At 72.0% G+C, this 19,877-nt stretch carries 17 protein-coding genes; 6 read left to right on the top strand and 11 right to left on the bottom strand.

Annotation, left to right across the window (positions count from 1 at the left end; genetic code table 11):
• Positions 1-151 precede the first annotated feature (151 nt).
• From glmM to SM447_RS11935, 7 genes are all read right to left on the bottom strand, one after another.
• Positions 152-1,504, bottom strand: a complete 1,353-nt coding sequence (glmM, locus tag SM447_RS11965; RefSeq protein ID WP_474572791.1) for a phosphoglucosamine mutase — start codon at positions 1,502-1,504, stop codon at positions 152-154.
• Positions 1,505-1,640: 136 nt separating this feature from the next.
• Entirely contained in the window at positions 1,641-2,105 is a 465-nt protein-coding gene (gene rpsI, locus SM447_RS11960) for a 30S ribosomal protein S9 (RefSeq protein WP_341717606.1), read from the bottom strand.
• A gap of 20 nt (positions 2,106-2,125) precedes the next feature.
• Complete coding sequence (gene rplM / locus SM447_RS11955; protein WP_474572790.1) at positions 2,126-2,569, bottom strand: 50S ribosomal protein L13; 444 nt, start codon at positions 2,567-2,569, stop codon at positions 2,126-2,128.
• A gap of 207 nt (positions 2,570-2,776) precedes the next feature.
• The gene (locus tag SM447_RS11950) at positions 2,777-4,144 is read right to left on the bottom strand and encodes a NarK family nitrate/nitrite MFS transporter (protein WP_474572789.1); all 1,368 of its coding nucleotides are present in this window, start codon (positions 4,142-4,144) and stop codon (positions 2,777-2,779) included.
• Between the two features lie 122 nt (positions 4,145-4,266).
• Positions 4,267-4,611, bottom strand: coding sequence for a type II toxin-antitoxin system PemK/MazF family toxin (locus tag SM447_RS11945; protein ID WP_474572788.1), 345 nt, complete (start codon positions 4,609-4,611; stop codon positions 4,267-4,269).
• The gene (locus SM447_RS11940; RefSeq protein ID WP_474572787.1) at positions 4,550-4,807 is read right to left on the bottom strand and encodes a hypothetical protein; all 258 of its coding nucleotides are present in this window, start codon (positions 4,805-4,807) and stop codon (positions 4,550-4,552) included. Before SM447_RS11940 ends, SM447_RS11945 begins: the two co-directional genes overlap by 62 nt.
• A 372-nt stretch (positions 4,808-5,179) precedes the next feature.
• Entirely contained in the window at positions 5,180-5,911 is a 732-nt protein-coding gene (locus tag SM447_RS11935) for a class I SAM-dependent methyltransferase (RefSeq protein WP_474572786.1), read from the bottom strand.
• Between the two features lie 147 nt (positions 5,912-6,058).
• Between SM447_RS11935 and SM447_RS11930 the strand changes: the two genes are divergently transcribed.
• Genes SM447_RS11930 through SM447_RS11910 form a run of 5 tightly spaced genes read left to right on the top strand, consistent with a single transcriptional unit; the run spans position 6,059 to position 13,563 of the window.
• Entirely contained in the window at positions 6,059-8,170 is a 2,112-nt protein-coding gene (locus SM447_RS11930; RefSeq protein WP_474572785.1) for a molybdopterin oxidoreductase family protein, read from the top strand.
• On the top strand, positions 8,167-9,612 hold the full coding sequence (locus tag SM447_RS11925; protein ID WP_474572784.1) for an FAD-dependent oxidoreductase: 1,446 nt from the start codon (positions 8,167-8,169) through the stop codon (positions 9,610-9,612). Before SM447_RS11930 ends, SM447_RS11925 begins: the two co-directional genes overlap by 4 nt.
• On the top strand, positions 9,609-12,131 hold the full coding sequence (gene nirB, locus SM447_RS11920; protein WP_474572783.1) for a nitrite reductase large subunit NirB: 2,523 nt from the start codon (positions 9,609-9,611) through the stop codon (positions 12,129-12,131). The genes SM447_RS11925 and nirB overlap by 4 nt, the downstream gene beginning before the upstream one ends.
• Complete coding sequence (gene nirD, locus SM447_RS11915) at positions 12,128-12,475, top strand: nitrite reductase small subunit NirD (protein WP_474572782.1); 348 nt, start codon at positions 12,128-12,130, stop codon at positions 12,473-12,475. The genes nirB and nirD overlap by 4 nt, the downstream gene beginning before the upstream one ends.
• Complete coding sequence (locus tag SM447_RS11910; RefSeq protein ID WP_474572781.1) at positions 12,475-13,563, top strand: uroporphyrinogen-III synthase; 1,089 nt, start codon at positions 12,475-12,477, stop codon at positions 13,561-13,563. Before nirD ends, SM447_RS11910 begins: the two co-directional genes overlap by 1 nt.
• 155 nt (positions 13,564-13,718) lie before the next feature.
• On the opposite strand, the gene SM447_RS11905 is transcribed toward SM447_RS11910, so the two are convergent.
• The 4 genes from SM447_RS11905 to SM447_RS11890 are packed head-to-tail and all read right to left on the bottom strand — an operon-like array spanning position 13,719 to position 18,248.
• The gene (locus SM447_RS11905) at positions 13,719-14,342 is read right to left on the bottom strand and encodes a GTP-binding protein (protein WP_474572780.1); all 624 of its coding nucleotides are present in this window, start codon (positions 14,340-14,342) and stop codon (positions 13,719-13,721) included.
• On the bottom strand, positions 14,323-14,685 hold the full coding sequence (locus tag SM447_RS11900) for a DUF742 domain-containing protein (protein WP_474572779.1): 363 nt from the start codon (positions 14,683-14,685) through the stop codon (positions 14,323-14,325). Before SM447_RS11900 ends, SM447_RS11905 begins: the two co-directional genes overlap by 20 nt.
• A gap of 42 nt (positions 14,686-14,727) precedes the next feature.
• Entirely contained in the window at positions 14,728-15,135 is a 408-nt protein-coding gene (locus tag SM447_RS11895) for a roadblock/LC7 domain-containing protein (protein ID WP_092378558.1), read from the bottom strand.
• The gene (locus SM447_RS11890) at positions 15,132-18,248 is read right to left on the bottom strand and encodes a sensor histidine kinase (protein WP_474572778.1); all 3,117 of its coding nucleotides are present in this window, start codon (positions 18,246-18,248) and stop codon (positions 15,132-15,134) included. Before SM447_RS11890 ends, SM447_RS11895 begins: the two co-directional genes overlap by 4 nt.
• A gap of 446 nt (positions 18,249-18,694) precedes the next feature.
• Here SM447_RS11890 and SM447_RS11885 point away from each other — a divergent pair, with 446 nt between their 5' ends.
• On the top strand, positions 18,695-19,876 hold the full coding sequence (locus tag SM447_RS11885; RefSeq protein WP_474572777.1) for an ABC transporter substrate-binding protein: 1,182 nt from the start codon (positions 18,695-18,697) through the stop codon (positions 19,874-19,876).
• Position 19,877 lies beyond the last annotated feature (1 nt).

Raw genomic sequence — 19,877 nt, 5'->3', positions numbered from 1 at the left:
GCCACCCGCTACGACAAACTCGCCGTCCGCTACGAAGCCACCATCACCATCGCCGCCATCAACAGCTGGCTCCGCACCCACTTATGAAACACGCCCTAATAGGGGCCCCTTCCTATACACCAGGCGATAAGAAGGGGCCCTTCCTTACATCTCAGGCCGGGCTGGCGCTGCGTACCTGCTCGGCGATGCGTTCGGCCACCGAGCGGGCGGTGGCCTCGGTGGCGGCCTCGACCATCACCCGGACCAGCGGTTCGGTGCCCGACGGGCGCAGCAGCACCCGGCCGGTCTCGCCCAGCTCGGCCTCGGCCAGCTCGACCTCGGCGCGGACAGCCGGCGCGGCGGCACCGACGGTGCGGTCACCGACCGGCACGTTGATCAGCACCTGCGGCAGCTTGGTCACCACACCGGCGAGGTCCGCCAGCGTACGGCCGGTAGCGGCCATCCGGGCCATCAGGTGCAGCCCGGTCAGTACCCCGTCGCCGGTGGTGGCGTACGCCGGCATCACGATGTGCCCGCTCTGCTCGCCGCCCAGGGCCAGCCCGGAGGCCCGCAGTTCCTCCAGCACGTACCGGTCACCGACCTTGGTCTCGACCAGCCGGATGCCGGCGGCGGACATGGCCAGGCGCAGACCGAGATTGCTCATCACGGTGGCGACCAGGGTGTCCCCGGTCAGCGTGCCGGCCTCCCGCATGGCCAGTGCCAGGATCGCCATCACCTGGTCGCCGTCGACCTCGTCGCCGTCGGCGGTCACGGCCACGCACCGGTCGGCGTCGCCATCGTGCGCGATGCCCAGGTGCGCCCCGTGCTCCACCACCGCCTGGCGGAGCGCCTCGATGTGGTTGGATCCGCAGTCGTCGTTGATGTTGAGCCCGTCCGGCTCGGCGTTGATCGCGATGACCTCGGCACCGGCCTCCCGGTACACCGCCGGGGCCACCTCCGCGGCGGCGCCGTTGGCGCAGTCGACCACGACCTTGATCCCGTCAAGCCGGTGCGACGCCGTCCCGGCGACGTGCTGCACGTAGTGGTTCGCGCCGTCGAGCAGGTCGTGCACCCGGCCCACCCCCGCACCGACCGGGCGCTTCCAGGCGGTGGTGGCGTTGGCCTCGATCGCCGCCTCGATCCGCATCTCGATCTCGTCGGGCAGCTTGTGCCCACCCGCCGCGAACAGCTTGATCCCGTTGTCCGGCATCGGGTTGTGTGAGGCCGACAGCATCACCCCGAGGTCCGCCTTGGCCTCCGCGGTGAGGAAGGCCACCGCCGGCGTGGGCAGCACACCGACCCGGACCACCGTCGCGCCCGCGCTGGTCAGCCCGGCCACCACCGCCGCCTCCAGCATTTCGCCACTGGCCCGGGGATCCCGGCCCACCACGGCCAGTGGGGCGCGGCCACGGTCGGACTCGGCGAGGGTGTGGGCGGCCGCAACAGCCACCGAGAGCGCCAACTCCGGGGTCAGATCGGCATTCGCCCGCCCGCGTACGCCGTCCGTGCCGAACAACCGGCCCATGCCCACCAACCTCCGATGAAACTACCGATACAGGAGAGAATGCCTCGTCGCGAAGCAACGGAAACGGCCGGCCCACCTCCCCTGTCGAGGGGAGGCGGACCGGCCGTCCGTCAGAAGTACAAGGTGCGGCTGGAGGTCAGCGCTTCGAGTACTGGGGAGCCTTGCGGGCCTTCTTGAGGCCGTACTTCTTGCTCTCCTTGACCCGGGCGTCACGGGTCAGGAAGCCGGCCTTCTTCAGGGCCGGGCGGTCGTCGGGCTCGCTCACGATCAGCGCCCGGGCGATGGCCAGCCGCAGCGCACCGGCCTGGCCGGTGGTGCCGCCGCCACGCAGGTTGGCGATGACGTCGAACGACTCGGCCTTCTCGGCGGTGACCAGCGGATCCTTGATCAGCTGCTGATGCACCTTGCTCGGGAAGTAGGCCTCCAGGTCACGGCCGTTGCAGGTGATCTTGCCGGAACCCGGCACGATGCGGACCCGGACGATGGCCTCCTTGCGCCGACCCACGGTCTGGATCGGGCGGTCACCACGAGGCGCGCGGGCGACGGGCGCCGGCGCCTCGGTGGCCTCGGGGGCGACCTCGGTGGCGGTGATGTCGGTCATGCTGCTTCCTTCGCCCGCGCTCACTGCGCGATCTGCTTGATCTCGAACGGCACCGGCTGCTGCGCGCCGTGCGGGTGCTCGGCACCGGCGTAGACCTTCAGCTTCTTGATGAGCTGACGGCCGAGCTTGTTGTGCGGGAGCATCCCCTTCACCGCCAGCTCGACGGCCCGCTCGGGGCGCTTGGTCAGCAACTCCTCGTAGCCGACCTGCTTCAGGCCACCGGGGTAGCCGGAGTGCCGGTAGGCGATCTTCTGCTGGCGCTTGTTGCCGGTCAGCGCGACCTTGCCCGCGTTCACGATGACGACGAAGTCGCCCGTGTCGACGTGCGGCGCGAAAGTCGGCTTGTGCTTGCCCCGCAGCAGCGTGGCGGCGTGGGTGGCCAGGCGGCCCAGCACGACATCAGAGGCGTCGATGACGTGCCACTGACGCTCGATCTCACCCGGCTTCGGGCTGTACGTACGCACAGGTCTACCTTGTCTCGTCGTCGGTCTGGGGTCGCGCGCCGAGGTGACCAGGACATCCCAGCCGGACCAGCGCGCACGAACGACCAAGCGTACCTCAGGCGGCACGCCCACAGATGTCGTACAACAGCAGGCAACGATACCCGCAGCCCCGCCGGCCGGTCAAAACGGGGTCCGGCCGGCGTGCCAGCGGGGTCGACATGACGGCTGTCACACCCCCGCACGGGCCATTCTGCTGCCGGGCCGCAGGTACGCCGCCCAGGTGACCACCAGCAGCACCAGGAAGAACCCCACGTAGAAGCGCAACGCCGGCTGGATGCCCCCGTAGGTCGACCGGGCCCAGGCGTAACAGATCGGCACCAGGAAACCACCGAATGCGCCGACCGCGGAGATGATGCCCAGGGCGCCGGCCGCCTGCCGGCGCATCGCCAGCATCACCTCCGGCGTGCCGCCAAGCTCCTCGCCCTTGACCTGGAAGATCCTGCTGATCATCCGGTAGGTCGATCCGTTACCGACGCCGGTGGCCACGAAGAGCAGCAGGAAGGCCGCGAAGAACAGGCCCATGTTGCGCTGCTCCACCGACCAGAGTGCGGCCAGGGCACCGACGGCCATCAGCACGAAGCTGGCCACCGTGACCCGGGCGCCACCGACGAGGTCGGACAGGCGACCGCCGAACGGCCGGCACAGCGAGCCCACCCCCGCGCCGAGGAACGCCCAGGCCAACGCGACGTCGGGTCGGCCGAACACCGAGTTGAGCAGAGTGGGAAAGGCCGCCGAGTAGCCGATGAACGAGCCGAAGGTGCCGATGTACAGCAGCGACATGATCCAGGTGTCGCGGTGCCGCAGCGACGACCAGACCGGCCCGACGTCCGCCTTGGCCTCGACCAGGTTGTCCATGAACAGGTACGCGCAGACGGCGGCGATGACCGCCAGGGGGATGTACATCAGGCCGGCCCGGGCCAGCGCGAGCCCGCCACCGAGCACGATCACCTGGGGCACCACGAACTGCACCACGGCCACCCCGATGTTCCCGCCGGCCGCGTTGAGCCCCAACGCCCACCCCTTCTCCCGCTCTGGGTAGAAGAACGAGATGTTGGCCATGCTGGAGGCGAAGTTACCGCCACCGAACCCCGCCGTCGCCGCGATCAGCAGCAGGGGCAGAAACCCGATCTCCGGATGTTCGACCGCCCAGGCCAGTCCGGCGCAGGGCACGATCAGCAGCAGCGCGGAGATGACGGTCCAGTTTCGGCCGCCGAAGACCGGCACCGCGAAGGTGTACGGCAGGCGCAGCAGCGCGCCGACCCCGCTGGGCACGGCGGTCAGCCAGAGCGCCTGGCTGGTGGTGAGCTGCCAGCCGGAGTCGGCGAGTCGCACGACGACGATGCTCCAGAGCAGCCACACGGAGAAGCCGATGTGCTCGGCGAAGATCGACCAGATGAGGTTGCGCCGCGCGACGCCGCTTCCGACCCGCCGCCAGAAGCCCGGATCCTCAGGCGCCCAGTGCCCGATCCACCGACCCGGTCGGCGGTCCAGGTCTTCGTCTTCGATTACCGTCGGCTGCACGCTCGTGGTGGTCATGGCGCAGAAGCTAGGGAGCTGCGGTTACCGCGGCGTTCGCCGTTCGGGTCGGCCGGGCAACGGGGATCGCACCACCGACCGGCGGCGGTGGTGAGGAGCGCGGTGCCGCCGCGGTGTTGCTGTCAGAGTTGCTGGAGGATGCGCAGCGCCCGGTCGACGCGCCGCATGGTGTCCGCGTCGGCGACGTCCACGCACTCGGCGAACCACTTCTTCATCGGCGAGGAGATGCGGTCGGGCATCACCACCTGCTCACCCATCGGCACGGCCAGTGGCGAGTCGCGCAGCAGCGCCGCCTCCACGACTTCGGCCACGATCACGATGGGCACCGCGGTGGAGTTGTACACATCCGAACTGATCACCAGGCCGAGGCGTTCCCGAGCCCCTTCGATCCGCCAGACCTCGCCCCTACGCAGCACGCGGCGGACCGCCGAAGAGCAGGTCGTCGACCATGCCAACCTCCTGGGCATCGGCCAGCGAGGCGGCCTCCAGGTCCAGCCCGGCACGCCCGACCGCGGCGGCGTGCGCGGCGAAGACCTCGCGCAGCGCCTTCTCCCGGGCCGCCTGGTCCATCCAGGCGGAGAGCGAGAGCCCTTCCCGTTTGGCGAACCGCCGGGCATCCGCGATCGTCTCGTCAGCGAACGACAGAGTCACCTTGGCTGTCATACCGGCAGACTACCCGCCGGTATGACTTTCAGTCATCCCCTCGAAGTTGCGCAGGCGCGGCCGAGCACTCCCCCTGTCAGCGCTGTCGAGCTGATAGCGCAAACGAATCGCCAGCTCCGAGGGCCGGCAGCGACGGCGGACGGCCAGGACGGCGGACGGTAGGACGGCGGGTGGCAGGACGCCGGACGGCGGAGCGGCGGACGGTAGGACGGCGGGTAGCGGGTAGCGGGCGCGTCTGCTTGAGAGCACAGCCGGTTCAGCTCGACAGGACGCACAACAGACTGGCCGGCAGGCAGCGGCAGGATGGACGGTCCGGACGCGAGCCGAACCGGGGGTCGCTCGGGCGGCTCAAGCCCGGGGATCAAGCTGCGGTCAGGCAGCCGTCGGCGGTCTCGCGGCGCCGGGTTCACCCGGCGCGCGGCCACCGATCACGGCGAAGCGCCACGCCTTGAAGAAGCAGTCGACGTCGGTCAGCCCCGCCTCGGTCAGCCAGCGACACTGCTGATCCACCGGGGCGGGGCGGTCGTAGGCCATCCGCCGCTCGGCGGCGGCGATCTCGGCGGCGTCGGAGCCGAGCGCCGCGACCTGCGCCAGCCAGACCTCGTGGTAGCGGCGGTCCAGCTCCGGGGTCGGGCCGGCCACCTGTTCGGCGTTGACGAAGACGCCGTCGGGCACCAGCGCCCCGGCCGCCCGTCGATAGAGGTCACGCTTTCCCGAGTCGTCGAGGTGATGAATGGCCAGCGCGCTGACCACCGCGTCGTACCGGCCGGCAGGCAACGGGTCGCCCAGATCCGCCACCACCACCCGGTGCGCCACGCCCCGTCCGGTCAACTGCTCCTCGGCGACGGCCAGCATCGCCGGCGCGGCGTCCACGAGGGTCAACCTCAGACCGGGTACGGCGGCGCAGAGCAGCGACGACAGCAGTCCGGTGCCGGCGCCGAGGTCGAGCACCTCGGGCGTACGCCCGGCCGCCAGAGCGGCCCGTAGCGGTGGCGCGGCCACCTCCACGGCGGCGGTGTAGAACGCGTCGAAGCAGGGGACCAGCCGACGGCGGGCGGCGTCGTAGCCACCCGCCACGGCGTCGAAAGCCTGGGCGACGTCCATACCTGCCTCCCATATTGCAGGAAAACTGTTCCATATTGTAGGCCCTGCTGGCCTGCCGTCAGCCGCCGTGCGGTGTGAGGGGCTCTTGACAGGGCCGAAACAAACGGGACGCGGACCGGAAACTGCCCAACGGCACGCTTTGCCGACATGACAGACGGTGCACGGCCGACGACGCGCCCGGGGCGGGAGCCCCGGGAGGTGGCGACCCACTGCCCGTACTGCGCGCTCCAGTGCGGCATGATCCTGCGCGAGGAGGCCGATGCGGTCAGCGTGCTCCCCCGGGACTTTCCCACCAACCGGGGCGGCCTGTGCCAGAAGGGCTGGACCTCGACGGAACTGCTCGACCACCCGGAGCGGCTGACCGCTCCCCTGCTGCGGGATCCGGCCAGCGGCGAGTTGCGCCCGGCCAGTTGGGACGCGGCGCTGGACCGGATCACCAGCGGCATCCGTACCGTGCAGGAACGGCACGGCCGCGACGCGGTCGCCGTCTTCGGCGGGGGCGGGCTGACCAACGAGAAGGCGTACGCGTTGGGCCGGTTCGCCAGGGTGGCACTGGGCACCCGCCACATCGACTACAACGGACGGTTCTGCATGTCCTCGGCGGCAGCCGCCGGCATGCGGGCCTTCGGTCTGGACCGGGGCCTGCCGTTCCCGCTGTCCGACCTGGGTCGGGCGGACACCCTCCTGCTGGTCGGCGCGAACCCGGCGGAGACCATGCCGCCGCTCATGCGCTGGCTCACCGAGCAGCGGGAGCGGGGCGGCAAGCTGATCGTGGTCGACCCACGGGTCACCGCCACCGCGCGGCAGGCCGATCTGCACCTGCAACCGCTGCCCGGCACCGACCTGGCGGTCGCCAACGCGCTGCTGCACGTCGCCCTGACCGAGGGGTACGTCGACGGAGACTACGTCGCCGCCCGTACCACCGGGTTCACCGCCGTGCGCCGCGCCGTTGCGGGTTGGTGGCCGGCGCGCGCCGAGGCGCTCTCCGGTGTGCCCGTGGCCGACCTGGAGGAGACGGCGCGGGCCCTCGGCACCGCCGAACGGGCGATCATCCTCACCGCACGCGGCGCCGAACAGCACGCCAAGGGCGTCGACACGGTCTCCGGCTTCGTCAACCTGGCGCTCGCGCTCGGTCTGCCCGGGCGTCCCGGCTCCGGATACGGCTGCCTCACCGGACAGGGCAACGGGCAGGGCGGCCGGGAGCACGGGCAGAAGGCCGACCAGTTGCCCGGGTACCGGCGCATCGACGATCTCGAAGCCCGTGCCCACGTCGCGCGGGTCTGGGGGGTACCCGCCGACGAGCTGCCCGGGCCGGGCGTGCCGGCGTACCAGCTGCTCGACTCGCTCGGCACCGACCAGGGGCCACGGGCGCTGCTGGTCTTCGGCTCGAATCCGGTGGTCTCCGCGCCCCGCGCCGCCCGGGTCGAGGGGCGCCTGCGCGACCTGGACCTGCTGGTCGTAGCCGACTTTCTACTCTCCGAGACGGCCGCGCTGGCCGACGTGGTGCTGCCCACCGCGCAGTGGGCCGAGGAGGACGGCACGATGACCAACCTGGAGGGGCGGGTGCTGCGCCGCCGCGCGCTGCGTCCGCCACCGGTAGGTGTCCGCACCGACCTGGAGATCCTGGCCGCTCTCAGCGGCCGCCTCCGGGCACCGGGACGACAGCCGTCGGTAGACCCGCGCGCGGTCTTCGCCGAGCTGCGCCGAGCCTCGGCCGGCGGCATCGCCGACTACGCCGGGATCAGCTGGGACCGGATCGACACCGCCGAGGGCGTCTTCTGGCCGTGTCCGGACGACGACGGCCCCGACTCACCCCGGCTCTTCACCGACCGCTTCGCCACCCCCGACGGGCTGGCCCGGTTCCACCCGGTGGAGCACCGGCCGGCGGCCGAGGAGGTCTGCGCCGACTACCCGCTGCACTTCACCACCGGCCGGGTACTCGCCCAGTACCAGTCCGGCACCCAGACGCGACGGGTACCCGCCCTGCGTCGGGCGGCCCCCGAGGCGTTCGTGGAACTGCACCCGGACCTCGCCGAACGGCTGGGCATCGCCGAGGGCGATCCGGTGCGGGTGCGCTCCCGGCGCGGCGAGTTCCGGGCACCGGCCCGGCTCAGTTCCGGCATCCGGCCGGACACCGTCTTCGCTCCCTTCCACTGGGGCGGCTCGGCACGAGCCAACTCCGTCACCAACGACGCCGTCGACCCGGTCTCCGGGATGCCGGAGTTCAAGATCTGCGCGGTACGGGTGGAGAAGGCATGACCGGGCGCAGCGAGCGGGTCGTCGTGGTCGGCAACGGGATGGCCGGTGCGCGGGTGGCTGCGGAACTGCACGCCCGTGGCGAGGACCTGAAGGTCACGGTGCTCGGCGCGGAGCCGCACCCCGCGTACAACCGGATCATGCTGTCCACCCTGCTCACCGGCAAGATCGGTGAGTCCGACGTGGAGCTTGCCGAGGTTGCCGGGCGCGGGGTCGACCTGCGGACCGGCGTGACGGTCAGCGCGATCGACCGCGCCAGCGGGCTGGTACGCACCGACGACGGCGATCGGATCCCGTACGACCATCTGGTTCTCGCCACCGGCAGCCAGGCGGTGGTTCCCCCGCTGCCCGGGCTCGACCCGCGGCGTCTGCCGGAACGGGTGATCCCGTTCCGCACCCTGGACGACTGCCGACGCATCCTCGCCCTCGCCGGTACCGCCCGCCGCGCCCTGGTGCTCGGCGGCGGGCTGCTCGGCCTGGAGGCCGCCCGGGGGCTGGCCACCCGGGGGCTCGACGTGGGCGTGGTGCATCGGGTGCCGTACCTGATGGAGCGTCAGCTCGACCCGGCCGCCGGGGCCATGCTCGCCGGCACGCTCGCCGCTCTCGGTGTGACCACCCACCTGGCGGTGGAGCCGACCGCGGTACGCGCCGACGACACAGGGGTGCACCTGGACCTGGCCGACGGGCGGTCACTCGACGCCGACCTGCTGGTGCTCGCCTGCGGAGTACGCCCCGACACGAGTCTCGCCGCGGCAGCCGGCCTGGCAGTGGAACGGGGCGTGCTGGTCGACGACCGGTTGCGCACCAGCGACCGACGGATCTCCGCGATCGGCGACTGCGCCCAGCACGACGGCACGCTGACCGGGCTGGTGGCCCCGGCCTGGACACAGGCCCGGGTGGTGGCCCAGGTGGTGACCGGGCAGGACCCCCTGGCCCGGTACCGGCCGCGGCCGGTGGTCACCCGGCTCAAGGCGGCCGGAATCGATCTCGCCGCGATGGGTGACCCGAGCGGTGGGCCCGGTGAGGAACTGACCTTCGCCGACCCGGCCCGGGGCACCTACGCCCGGCTGCGCATTCACGACGAGCGGTTGGCCGCGGCGATCCTGCTCGGCGACAACCCCTCGGTGGGCACGGTGATCCAGCTGTTCGACCGAGGTCACCCGGTGCCCACCGACCGGCGGGCGCTGCTGCTCGGCCGGGCCGTCGGTGGCGCCGTCGCGGCACCGGCCGCGTCACCGGCGCTGATGCCGGACGCGGCCACGGTCTGCCAGTGCAACACGGTGAGCAAGGGTGCCCTCGTGCGGTGTTGGCGGGACGGAGCACGCACGGTCGACGCCGTGGTCGCGGGGACGCGGGCCGGCACCGGCTGCGGCGGATGCCGCGACGCGGTCGCCGGCATCGTCGACTGGTTGTCCAGAACGGATCCGGTGGAGGTGGGGCGATGACCGGCGGCAACGTGGTCGTCATCGGCAACGGCATGGTCGGCCAGCGGTTCGTGGACGCGCTGCGGGCCCGCGACCCACAGGGACGGTGGCGGGTCACCGTGCTCGCCGAGGAAACCCGGCCGGCGTACGACCGGGTGCGGCTCTCGGCGTACTTCGACGGTGCCGACGCCGAGGAACTGAACCTGCACACCCCGCACGACGGGGTCGAGTTGCGGCTCGGCGAGCCGGCCACCGGCGTGGACCGGGCCCGCCAGGTGGTGACGACGAGCGTCGCCGAGCACCCGTACGACGTCCTGGTGCTCGCCACCGGGTCGTACCCGTTCGTGCCGCCGGTGCCGGGCGCGGACCTGACCGGCGTCTTCGTCTACCGGACCCTGGACGACCTGGCGGCGATCCGCCGGTACGCCAAGGACCGCCGCACCGGCGCGGTGATCGGGGGCGGGCTGCTCGGCCTGGAGGCGGCGAACGCGCTGCGCCTGCTCGGGCTGATCACCAGCGTGGTGGAGTTCGCCCCGCGACTGATGCCGGTGCAGGTGGACACGGCCGGCGGTGCCATGCTCCGCCGCTACGTCGAGGATCTGGACGTGACCTGCCACCTGGGCGTGGCGACCACCGCGCTGCGACCCGGCGCGGACGGTGCGGTGGCCGCCCTGGAACTGGCCGACGGCGCGGTGCTCGACACCGATCTGGTGGTGGTGGCCGCCGGCATCCGGCCCCGCGACGAACTGGCCCGGGCGGCCGGACTCGACCTCGGCCCACGCGGTGGCGTACTGGTCGATGCCGCCTGCCGGACCGTCGACGAGCGGATCTACGCGGTCGGCGAGTGCGCTGCGGTCGACGGCACCTGCTACGGCCTGGTCGCGCCCGGCTACGCGATGGCCGAGGTGGTGGCGGACCGGCTGGTGGGCGGTGCCGCCACCTTCCCGGGCGCGGACACCGCCACCAAGCTGAAGCTGCTCGGTGTCGACGTCGCCTCCTTCGGTGACGCCCACGGTGCGACGCCCGGTTGCCTGGACGTGACCTGGACCGACCCGGCCGCCCGGGTGTATGCCAAGCTGGTCCTCTCCGACGACGCGGCGACGCTGCTCGGTGGGGTGCTGGTCGGCGACGCCAGCGCCTATCCCACGCTGCGGGCCAGCGTCGGCGGGCCGCTGCCGGCCGCCCCGCTGGCCCTGCTGGCGGGTGAGGACGCGGCGGGGGCCGGCGCGGGTGCCCTGCCGGGGACCGCGCAGGTCTGCTCCTGCAACGCGGTGACCCGCGCGGACATCGACACGGCGATCACCGGTGGCTGCGCCGACGTGGCCGCCCTGAAGGCGTGCACCCGGGCCGGGACGAGCTGCGGTTCCTGCGTGCCGATGCTCAAGCAGTTGCTCGACGCGGCCGGCGTCGTGCAGTCGAAGGCACTCTGCGAGCACTTCGACGTCAGCCGGCAGGAGCTGTTCGACATCGTCCGGGTACGCGGCATCAGGACGTTCTCCCGGCTGATCGCCGAGCACGGCCGGGGGCGGGGCTGCGACATCTGCAAACCGGTCGTCGCCTCGATCCTCGCCTCGCTCGGCAGCGGTCACATCCTCGACGGCGAGCAGGCTTCGCTGCAGGACACCAACGACCACTTCCTGGCGAACCTGCAACGCGACGGGAGCTACTCGGTGGTGCCCCGGATCCCGGGCGGGGAAATCACCCCGGAGAAGCTGATCGTCATCGGCGAGGTGGCCCGCGACTTCAACCTCTACACCAAGATCACTGGCGGGCAGCGGATCGACCTGTTCGGTGCCCGGGTGGAGCAGTTGCCGCAGATCTGGCGCCGACTGGTGGACGCCGGGTTCGAGTCCGGGCACGCCTACGGCAAGGCACTGCGCACGGTGAAGTCCTGCGTCGGCTCCACCTGGTGCCGGTACGGCGTGCAGGACTCGGTCGGTCTGGCCGTCGCCCTGGAGCTGCGCTACCGGGGGCTCCGCGCCCCGCACAAGATCAAGTCGGCGGTCTCCGGCTGCGCCCGGGAATGCGCCGAGGCGCGCAGCAAGGACTTCGGCATCATCGCCACGGAGACCGGATGGAACCTCTACGTCGGCGGCAACGGCGGCTTCCGGCCCCGGCACGCCGACCTGTTCGCGACCGACCTCTCCACGGAAGCTCTGGTCACCCTGATCGACCGGTTCCTGATGTACTACATCCGTACCGCCGACCGGCTGCAACGCACGGCCGCCTGGATCGAGGCGATGGACGGCGGCCTGGACCATCTCCGATCGGTCATCGTGGACGACTCGCTCGGCCTCTGCACCGAACTCGACGCCGCGATGGCACGGCACGTCGCGTCCTACTCGGACGAGTGGCGCGACGTGCTCGCCGACGCGGACCGGCTACGCCGGTTCACCTCGTTCGTCAACGCGCCGGAGGTGCCCGACCCGTCGATCACCTTCGTGACCGAGCGCGGACAGCCGGTCCCCGTCGGCGGCCCACCGCCCGTCGCGTCGGGCCGCCAACCGGTCACGCTCGGCCTGCCGGAGGTGCGTCGATGACCGCCGCGACGACACTGAGCTGGGTCGCCGTCTGCCCGTTGGAGCGGCTGGATCCGGACCGGGGCGTCGCCGCCCTCGTCGCCGGGGTGCAGGTGGCGATCTTCCGGACCGCGGACGGGCTGCACGCGATCGACAACCTCGACCCGGTCTCCGGGGCGTACGTGCTCTCCCGCGGCATCGTGGGCAGCCGGGGCGACGTGCCGACGGTCGCGTCGCCGCTGCACAAGCAGGTGTACGACCTGCGCACGGGGGATTGTCTCGACCTGCCGGGCGTTTCGGTGGCCCGGCACGAGGTCCGTTGCCGCAACGGCATGGTCGAGGTGCGGCTGCGACAGGAGGGCTGATGCGCGAGGAACTGGCCGGCTTCACCATCGGGGTGACCGCCGACCGGCGGCGGGACGAACTCGCCGCGCTGCTCCAGCGGCGCGGTGCGCGGGTGGTGCTCGCGCCCGCCCTGCGGATCGTGCCGCTCGCGGACGACACCGAGCTGCGTGAGGCCACCCGCGCGTGCCTGGAACGGCCACCGGACATCCTGATGGCCAACACCGGCATCGGGATGCGCGGGTGGCTGGAGGCCGCCGAGGGTTGGGGGCTCGCCGAGCCGCTGCGCGGCGTCCTCAGCGACGCTTACGTGGTGGCCCGAGGGCCCAAGGCACGCGGGGCGATCCGGGCGGCCGGTCTGTACGACCAGTGGTCCCCCGCCTCGGAGAGCTGCGACGAGGTGGTGGATCACCTGCGCCACCGCGGCGTCTCCGGCCAGGTCATCGCCATGCAACTGCACGGTGAGCGACAGCCGGAGTGCACCCGCGCGCTGGAGGAGGCCGGCGCCACCGTCATCGAGATCCCGGTCTACCGCTGGGCCCCACCCACCGATCCGGCGCCGCTGCACCGGCTGGTCGACCTGGTGGCGGGGCGGCTGGTCGATGCGGTCACCTTCACCTCGGCACCGGCGGCGGAGGCGCTGCTGCGGGCCGCCGGCGACCGCACCGAGGCGGTGCTGGACGCCCTGCGGAGCGACGTGCTGGCCAGTTGCGTCGGCCACGTCACCGCCGAGCCGCTGGTCCGACGCGGGGTGCCGGTGAGCGCGCCGAGCCGGGCCCGGCTCGGCGCGCTGGTCCGCACGATCGTCGACGAGTTGCCCCGACGAACGGTGACCATCAAGGTCGCCGGGCACCTGCTCACCCTGCGGGGTCACGCCGCGGTGGTGGACGGCGAGCTGCGTCCGCTGGCCCCGGCACCGATGGCGGTGCTGCGGGCCCTGGCCCAGACCCCGGGCCGGGTGTTGTCGCGTACCGCCCTGTTGCGGACGCTGCCACGGGGCGCCGACGAGCACGCCGTGGAGATGGCGGTGGCCCGGCTGCGGGCCGGCCTTAAGGCCCCGCGCGTGGTGCAGACGGTGGTCAAACGCGGCTACCGCCTCCGCGTCGACTGAGGTGCAAGGAAGGGCCCCCTGTTAACGCCTCCGGTAGAGCAGGGGTCCCCTTTTAACACACCCAGCACCCAGCCAGCAGCGTGTCGGAGACGGCCCGGCCCGCGCGTCCCGCCGACCCGGCCGGGCGGCCGGGTCGGCGGGGCGTCGGCGGAGACTCAGCCCACCGGGGTCGGGAAGCCCCGGTCGTGCTCGGCCTGGAGTCGGGCCATGGCGTGCTCGACGACGGTCACCAGGACCCGCTTTACCGACTCCCGTTGCCGCGCGTCGGTCATCACCAGCGGCACGTCCGGCGAGATCGCCAACGCCTCGCGCACCTCGTCCAGCTCGTACTGCGGAGCACCGTCGAACCGGTTGAGCGCGACCACGTACGGCAGGTTGCGGTTCTCGAAGTAGTCCAGCGGGGCGAACGCGTCGGTGATCCGGCGGGTGTCCACCAGCACGGCGGCGCCCACCGCACCCCGAATGATCTCGTCCCACATGAACCAGAACCGGGTCTGCCCGGGCGTGCCGAAGAGGTACAGGATCAGATCCTGCGCCATGGTGATCCGGCCGAAGTCCATGGCGACCGTGGTGGTCTCCTTGCCCGGCACGTTGGACGGGTCGTCGATACCGACTCCCGCCGCGGTCATCACCGCCTCGGTGGTCAGCGGTGTGATCTCGGAGATCGCACCGACCAGCGTGGTCTTGCCGACACCGAAGCCGCCCGCGACGACGATCTTCGCGGAGATGATTCCCCGGCTCTGGCGGGCCCCGGCGGGGTCATAGCTCGCGAAGTCCACTCAGCACCCTTCCCAGCATTTCCATCCGCTCCTCGAAACCTGTGGCGGGAGCGGCCGTCTGTAGCGTCAGCAGGCCCTCGGCCACCATGTCGGCGACCAGCACCCGGGCTACACCCAGCGGCAACCGGGTGTACGCGGCGATCTCCGCCAGCGACTCGGGCCGGCCCTCGCAGACCATGGCGATGCGATGCTTGTCGTGCCCGGCGAAACGTGACTCGGCGATCTGCGTGGGACTGGCCACCAGCACCGCCTCCAGGGCGATGTCCTGCAGCGGCTCGGTCCGGCCCCGGGTGACCGCGTACGGCCGGACCAGCGCCCCACGTGGGTCACGCCCCTGCGCCATTCGCGATCACCTCCTCCGTCTCCCGCCGCTCTGGTGCACCCGTTACGACCGCACCGCGTCCCGGGGCAGCGGCACCAGCGCCGCGCCGACCCGCTCCACGAGCAGCGCCATCTCGTAACCAACCTGGCCGACGTCGCAGCTGCGGGCGGCGAGCACCGCCATCGACGAGCCGTCGCTGATGGACATCAGGAAGAGGTAGCCGCTGTCCATCTCGATGACCGTCTGGAGCACCCCGCCGGCGCTGAACATCCGGGCCGCGCCTTCGGTCAGGCTCACCACGCCCGAGGTGATCGCCGCGAGTTGGTCCGCTCGGTCCGCTGGCAGGTCGCGGGAGGAGGCGAGCAACAGCCCGTCCGCGGACACCGCCACCACGTGGGCGATCCCCGCCACGCTGTCGGCAAAGTTGCTGAGCAGCCAACCCATGTCCTGCATGGCCGCCGGCCTGTTCATCGGCTCGTCTCCTTGGTCGAGGTGCTGTTCTGACTCGCTCCGGCCGTCCGACCACGCTGGACGCCACGGTGGTAGGCGGCCAGCAGACCGCGTACCTCGTCCGGGGTACGGCGGCTGTGCTCACGCCCGCTGCGTGGCTCGATGCCACCGGGCACGAGTTGTGCCTGGGGCACCCGTACCGGCAGACCGGACCGGGTCGTCCCGGCGGGGGTGGGCTCGGCCGCCCGGCTGGCCCGTGACCAGCCCTCGTCGGCCGCCGTCCGCCAGGCGTCGTCCTCCGGGGGGCCGGTCTCGGGCCGGGGGGACGGCGGTGGCGCGGACGGTGGCGGCGTCGCGGGCGAGGTCGGCGGCGCGCTCGGCGCCGGGCCGGCCGTGGTGGCGGACGAGGAAGTGTACGACGGTGGCGGCACCGGCGTCGCGGCGGCGGCGCCCGGCGTACGGGTGGGCAACGGGCTCCGTCCCATCGTCGGCTCGACCGCGGGCGCCGGTGGACCGGCGGCTGCCTGCGGTGCCGCTGGAACGGCGGCCGCCTGCGGAGCCGGCTCGTCGAACTGGGGCCGGCTGAAGATCGTGGTGACGTCGTCACCGTGCGATCGGAACCAGACCGCCTCCATCTCCCGGAAGATCGGGGAGTCGGCGGGCTGCTCGGGTGGGGCGGTGATCGGTCCCGGTGCGAGTGGAGCGGTGGCGGCCAGGCTGGCGCCCAGCCCGCGGAAGCCGGAGCCGTCGAAGCCGCCACCGCCAGAGTTCTGGCCGGCGGCCGGGGCGAAGGCCGTCGGCGCGGCGACCCCCGCGCCCGCGACCGGTCCCACGGGCAGCCCGGGCGCGGCGGGTTCGCCGTGGTTGCCGGCGCTCCGGCCCGGCAGCGGATCGAGGGTGGGCTGCGCGACGGTCGGCGAGCCCGCGTTGAACCCGCTGAAGGCGGGCGGCGGCGTACGGACCGGCGGGTTGTCGGGGGCCACTTCCCTGCCCGGCCAGGGCGTGACGGAAGGCGTGCCGTTGCGCCACCGGTCGGTCAGGGTGGCGGTGTTGCCGCGTCCCGTCGCGCCGACCGGATCGCCGAGACCGGCGGCGGCGAGAGGGGTCTGTTCGACCGCGAGCGGCTGCCGGGACCGGTTGACCGCCTGGTCTCGACCGCGCAGGCTGGGCAGCACCACCGTGGCGGCGGGCAAGGTGACCTGCGCGACCGTACCGCCCTCGACGTTGCGGCGCAGCTCGACCCGGATGCCGTAGCGGGCCGCGAGTCGGCTGACCACCGCCAGACCCATCAGGCGGAAGGCGGCCACATCCACGGTGGATGGTGCGGCGAGCCGCTGGTTGAGCGAGTCCAACTGCTCGTCGGAGAGGCCGAGGCCCCGGTCCTCGATCTGAATGAGCACGTAGTCCCGGATCCGCCGCCCGTCGGCGACCACCGTCGTGTTGGGCGGCGAGAAGCGGGTGGCGTTGTCGAGCAACTCGGCCACCAACCGCACCACGTCGTTGACCGCGTGGGCCGCCACGGACACGTCGGTGTCGACCGTGCCGAACTCGATCCGGTTGTACAGCTCGACCTCGGACTGCGCGGCGCGCAGCACGTCCACCAGCAGGGCGTCGTCGCGGCGCGGCACGGCCGAATCAGCACCGGCGAGAACCAGCAGGTTCTCGTCGTTGCGGCGCATCCGGGTGGCGAGGTGGTCGAGTTCGAAGAGCTGCGCGAGCCGCTTCGGGTCCTCCTCGCCGCGCTCGATCGCGTCCAGCTCGCCGATCATCCGGTCGACCAGGGTCTGACTGCGGCGGGCCAGGTTCAGGAACATCGCCGAGACACTGGTCCGCAGGGCCGCCTGCTCGGCCGCGACCCGGACCGCCTCCCGGTGCACGACGTTGAACGCCGAGGCGACCTGGCCCACCTCGTCGCGGTTGTTGAGCTGGATCGGGTCGCGTACCTCGCGGACGATCTCGTCGACGCTGCCGTCGCTGACGTTGCCCATCCCCTGCAACCGGCGCACCGCCTCCGGCAGGTCGTGGTTGGCCACGGAGAGGGCGCCCTCCCGCAGCCGGCGCAACGAGTGGTTCAACGAGCGGGCCAGCACCACGGCCAGGGTCACCGCGATGATCAGGGTGAGCAGCACCAGCGTGGTCTCGATGACCGCCTGCCGGATGACGTCGGAGCGAGCCTGCTCGGCTTGGGCGAGCAGGCGGTTCTGCAACTCGATCTCCGCCCAGCGCATCAGCTCGTTGACCGCGCCGATCGCCGCGGTGGCCTCCTGCGCGGTGAACGGCGCGCGCTGGTTGACCGAGCGGCCGAGGTCGGTGGCGATCCGGTCGGCCAGCACCACCGCGTCGCCGGAGACGGTGCTCTCGACCAGCGCACGCTGCACCGGGTCGGCGGCGAGCGAGAAGGCCACCAGCGCCTCCTGCTGCCCGGTGAGGGTGGCCACGAACGCGGAGAACTGCTCGTTGTCCAGCCGGCCACCGCTGAGTGCCGTGAAGGCGACCGCCTCCTCCTCGGCGACGGCCGCCTTCGCCCGGGCGAACGCGGCGACCGCCCGACGGGTGTCACCGAGCTTCTCGTCACCGGGCAGCTGAGCCAGCCCGTCGCCGTAGGCGACCAGGTCGTTGAGCACCACGCCGTAGCGCAGCGTCGCCTCGGCGACCTCCATCTGCTGGCGGTCGAGCACCTCCTGCCTGGTGCCGTCGAGGGTGTCCAGGTGCGCGTCGATGGCCGCGAGCCGGTCGCGGACCGCGGCCGGAGCGTCCCCGACCCGGGCCCGCTCCGCGCGGTACTCGTCGATCCGCTGCTGGGTCTGCCGGACCCGCAGGTTGTACGCGTCGGCCTGCTGCTGCGGTACGGCGAGGTAGGCCGCCGCCGCCATCCGTTCGGCGTGCAGGTCGTTAGTCAGCGCGGAGACGTCGATGGACAGGGCCGTGAGCGCGCGGGCCTGGCTCGCGTCGTAGGCGCCCTCACCCACGGAGACCAGGCGGACGGTGGCCAGGGCGATGACCGCCGCTACCGGAACGACCAGGATCAGCGCCAGCTTGGACCGGATCCGGGCGTCGCGCAGCCGGGGCAGTCGACCGCCGTTTCGGTGCGCGGCGTCGCCACTGGCGGGCAGGGTCGTCGGTCCGGTGCTCACGACATCGCCTCCGTCGTTTTCTTCCCGCCTGAACCGCCGACCCGTATGTGGATCGACGACCGGCGCCACGCGCGGCACGGCCGCGATTTCATCAGACGAGATCGTGTTTGGGAAGCCGCAGGAGGGCAGGAAACGGTCGGACAGCACGCAACCCGTGATCCGGTCAACTAATACCTACATTTCCACAGCACCCCTGAACAGGGCATGTAACTCCAGAGTGGTCAAACGTGTCGCCACAGTGAGTATTTGAAAACATCTGGTTACACCAACATGTGGGATCGGCGTCCCGAAACGTCTTGGCTGACCCCGCTTGACCGCAGCGGCCGGCATTGGCAAGGTTTTGCAGGCTTCGCGCACACGGTACGGCAGCGCCGTCTCATTATCCACAGTGGACGGACGTGCGACCGGTGACCGGGCCCCGCCCGTGCCGCATCAGGAGGACAGAGTTGACCCCCTTCCGCTCCGCGACCGCCACGGCGCTCGTGTCTACCCTGCTCGCCACCACCCTCGTCGGCTGCCAGTTCGGCGGGGACGAGCAGGACACCAGCCCGATCGTGATCGCCGCCGACCTGGAACTCTCCGGTGCGGCGGCCGGAGTCGGCAAGGCGTACCGGCAGGCTCTGGAACTGAAGGTCCGGCAGTTGAACGCCTCGGGTGCGCTCAACGGCCGCGAGGTCGAACTATTGTTGAAGGACAACCGTTCCGACGCCAGTGAGTCGCTGCGGAACATCGTCGAGTTCAGCAGCGATAAGCGGGTCACCGCCATCATCATGGGCGGTTGCAACGAATGCGCGGTCGGTGCGGTCCGCACGGTCAATGAGAACCGGATCCCGACCGTCGCGCTCGCGCCGGCCAGCGCTGTGGCGGAACCGGTCGCGGAGCGCCGCTACATGTTCAAACTGGCCCCCAACGCCGCCGACAACGCCGGCGCGCTCACCGTCGAACTGCGACGCCGGACCATCGACACGGTCGGTCTCCTGCGCAGCGACGACGCGTACGGCCGCGAGGGCGCGACGGCCCTGCGCCGCGAGTTCGGCAAGGCCGGCATCCAGGTGCTGGCCGAGGCGTCCGTTCGGGGCACCGACACGGAACTGGACGGACAGGCCGGCACCCTGGCCGCGGCCCAGCCCGACGCCCTGGTCATCTGGGCTCCTCCGGAGCAGGCGATGCTCGCCGTCAGCGCGGTCAAGCAGGCCGGCTTCACCGGCTCCCTGTTCCTCGACGCCTCGGCCGCGGGCGACCTCTTCCTGGGCTCGGCGTCCAGGGCGGCGGAGCGGGCCACCCTGGTCTTCACCCAGACGATGGTGATCGACGACGTGATCGCGACCACTCCCGCGAAGGCCGCGCGCCGACAGTGGTTCCAGGACTACACCGCCCGCTTCGGCGGCTACCACGGCTCCGCCTCGTTCGCGGCGGACGCGGTCCAGCTCATCGCCGACGCGGAGCTGCGGGCCGGCGGAGACCCCGGCAAGGTCGACCGCGACCGCCTCCGGGACGTGCTGGAGACGTCCCAGATGGACGGCCTGTCCGGGCCGATCCGGATGACGCCGGACAACCACTCCGGACTGATGCCGCAGGCGTTGACCACCCTGGTCGCCCGCAACGGCCGGTGGCGCCTGGCGAGCTGAG

The organism is Micromonospora aridisoli (genome assembly GCF_056150025.1).
Note: the sequence above shows the minus strand (reverse complement) of the source record. Positions and strands in the feature narration are given on the sequence as shown.

What these genes read in the sequence shown, in the direction of transcription:
- SM447_RS11910 (WP_474572781.1), top strand. Translation starts at nt 12,475, where the DNA reads ATGCGCGAGGAACTGGCCGGCTTCACCATCGGGGTGACCGCCGACCGG.
- nirB (WP_474572783.1), top strand. Translation starts at nt 9,609, where the DNA reads ATGACCGGCGGCAACGTGGTCGTCATCGGCAACGGCATGGTCGGCCAG.
- SM447_RS11930 (WP_474572785.1), top strand. Translation starts at nt 6,059, where the DNA reads ATGACAGACGGTGCACGGCCGACGACGCGCCCGGGGCGGGAGCCCCGG.
- glmM (WP_474572791.1), bottom strand. Translation starts at nt 1,504, where the DNA reads ATGGGCCGGTTGTTCGGCACGGACGGCGTACGCGGGCGGGCGAATGCC.
- SM447_RS11950 (WP_474572789.1), bottom strand. Translation starts at nt 4,144, where the DNA reads ATGACCACCACGAGCGTGCAGCCGACGGTAATCGAAGACGAAGACCTG.
- SM447_RS11935 (WP_474572786.1), bottom strand. Translation starts at nt 5,911, where the DNA reads ATGGACGTCGCCCAGGCTTTCGACGCCGTGGCGGGTGGCTACGACGCC.
- SM447_RS11925 (WP_474572784.1), top strand. Translation starts at nt 8,167, where the DNA reads ATGACCGGGCGCAGCGAGCGGGTCGTCGTGGTCGGCAACGGGATGGCC.
- SM447_RS11940 (WP_474572787.1), bottom strand. Translation starts at nt 4,807, where the DNA reads ATGACAGCCAAGGTGACTCTGTCGTTCGCTGACGAGACGATCGCGGAT.
- SM447_RS11945 (WP_474572788.1), bottom strand. Translation starts at nt 4,611, where the DNA reads ATGCCCAGGAGGTTGGCATGGTCGACGACCTGCTCTTCGGCGGTCCGC.
- SM447_RS11900 (WP_474572779.1), bottom strand. Translation starts at nt 14,685, where the DNA reads ATGGCGCAGGGGCGTGACCCACGTGGGGCGCTGGTCCGGCCGTACGCG.
- SM447_RS11895 (WP_092378558.1), bottom strand. Translation starts at nt 15,135, where the DNA reads ATGAACAGGCCGGCGGCCATGCAGGACATGGGTTGGCTGCTCAGCAAC.
- nirD (WP_474572782.1), top strand. Translation starts at nt 12,128, where the DNA reads ATGACCGCCGCGACGACACTGAGCTGGGTCGCCGTCTGCCCGTTGGAG.
- rpsI (WP_341717606.1), bottom strand. Translation starts at nt 2,105, where the DNA reads ATGACCGACATCACCGCCACCGAGGTCGCCCCCGAGGCCACCGAGGCG.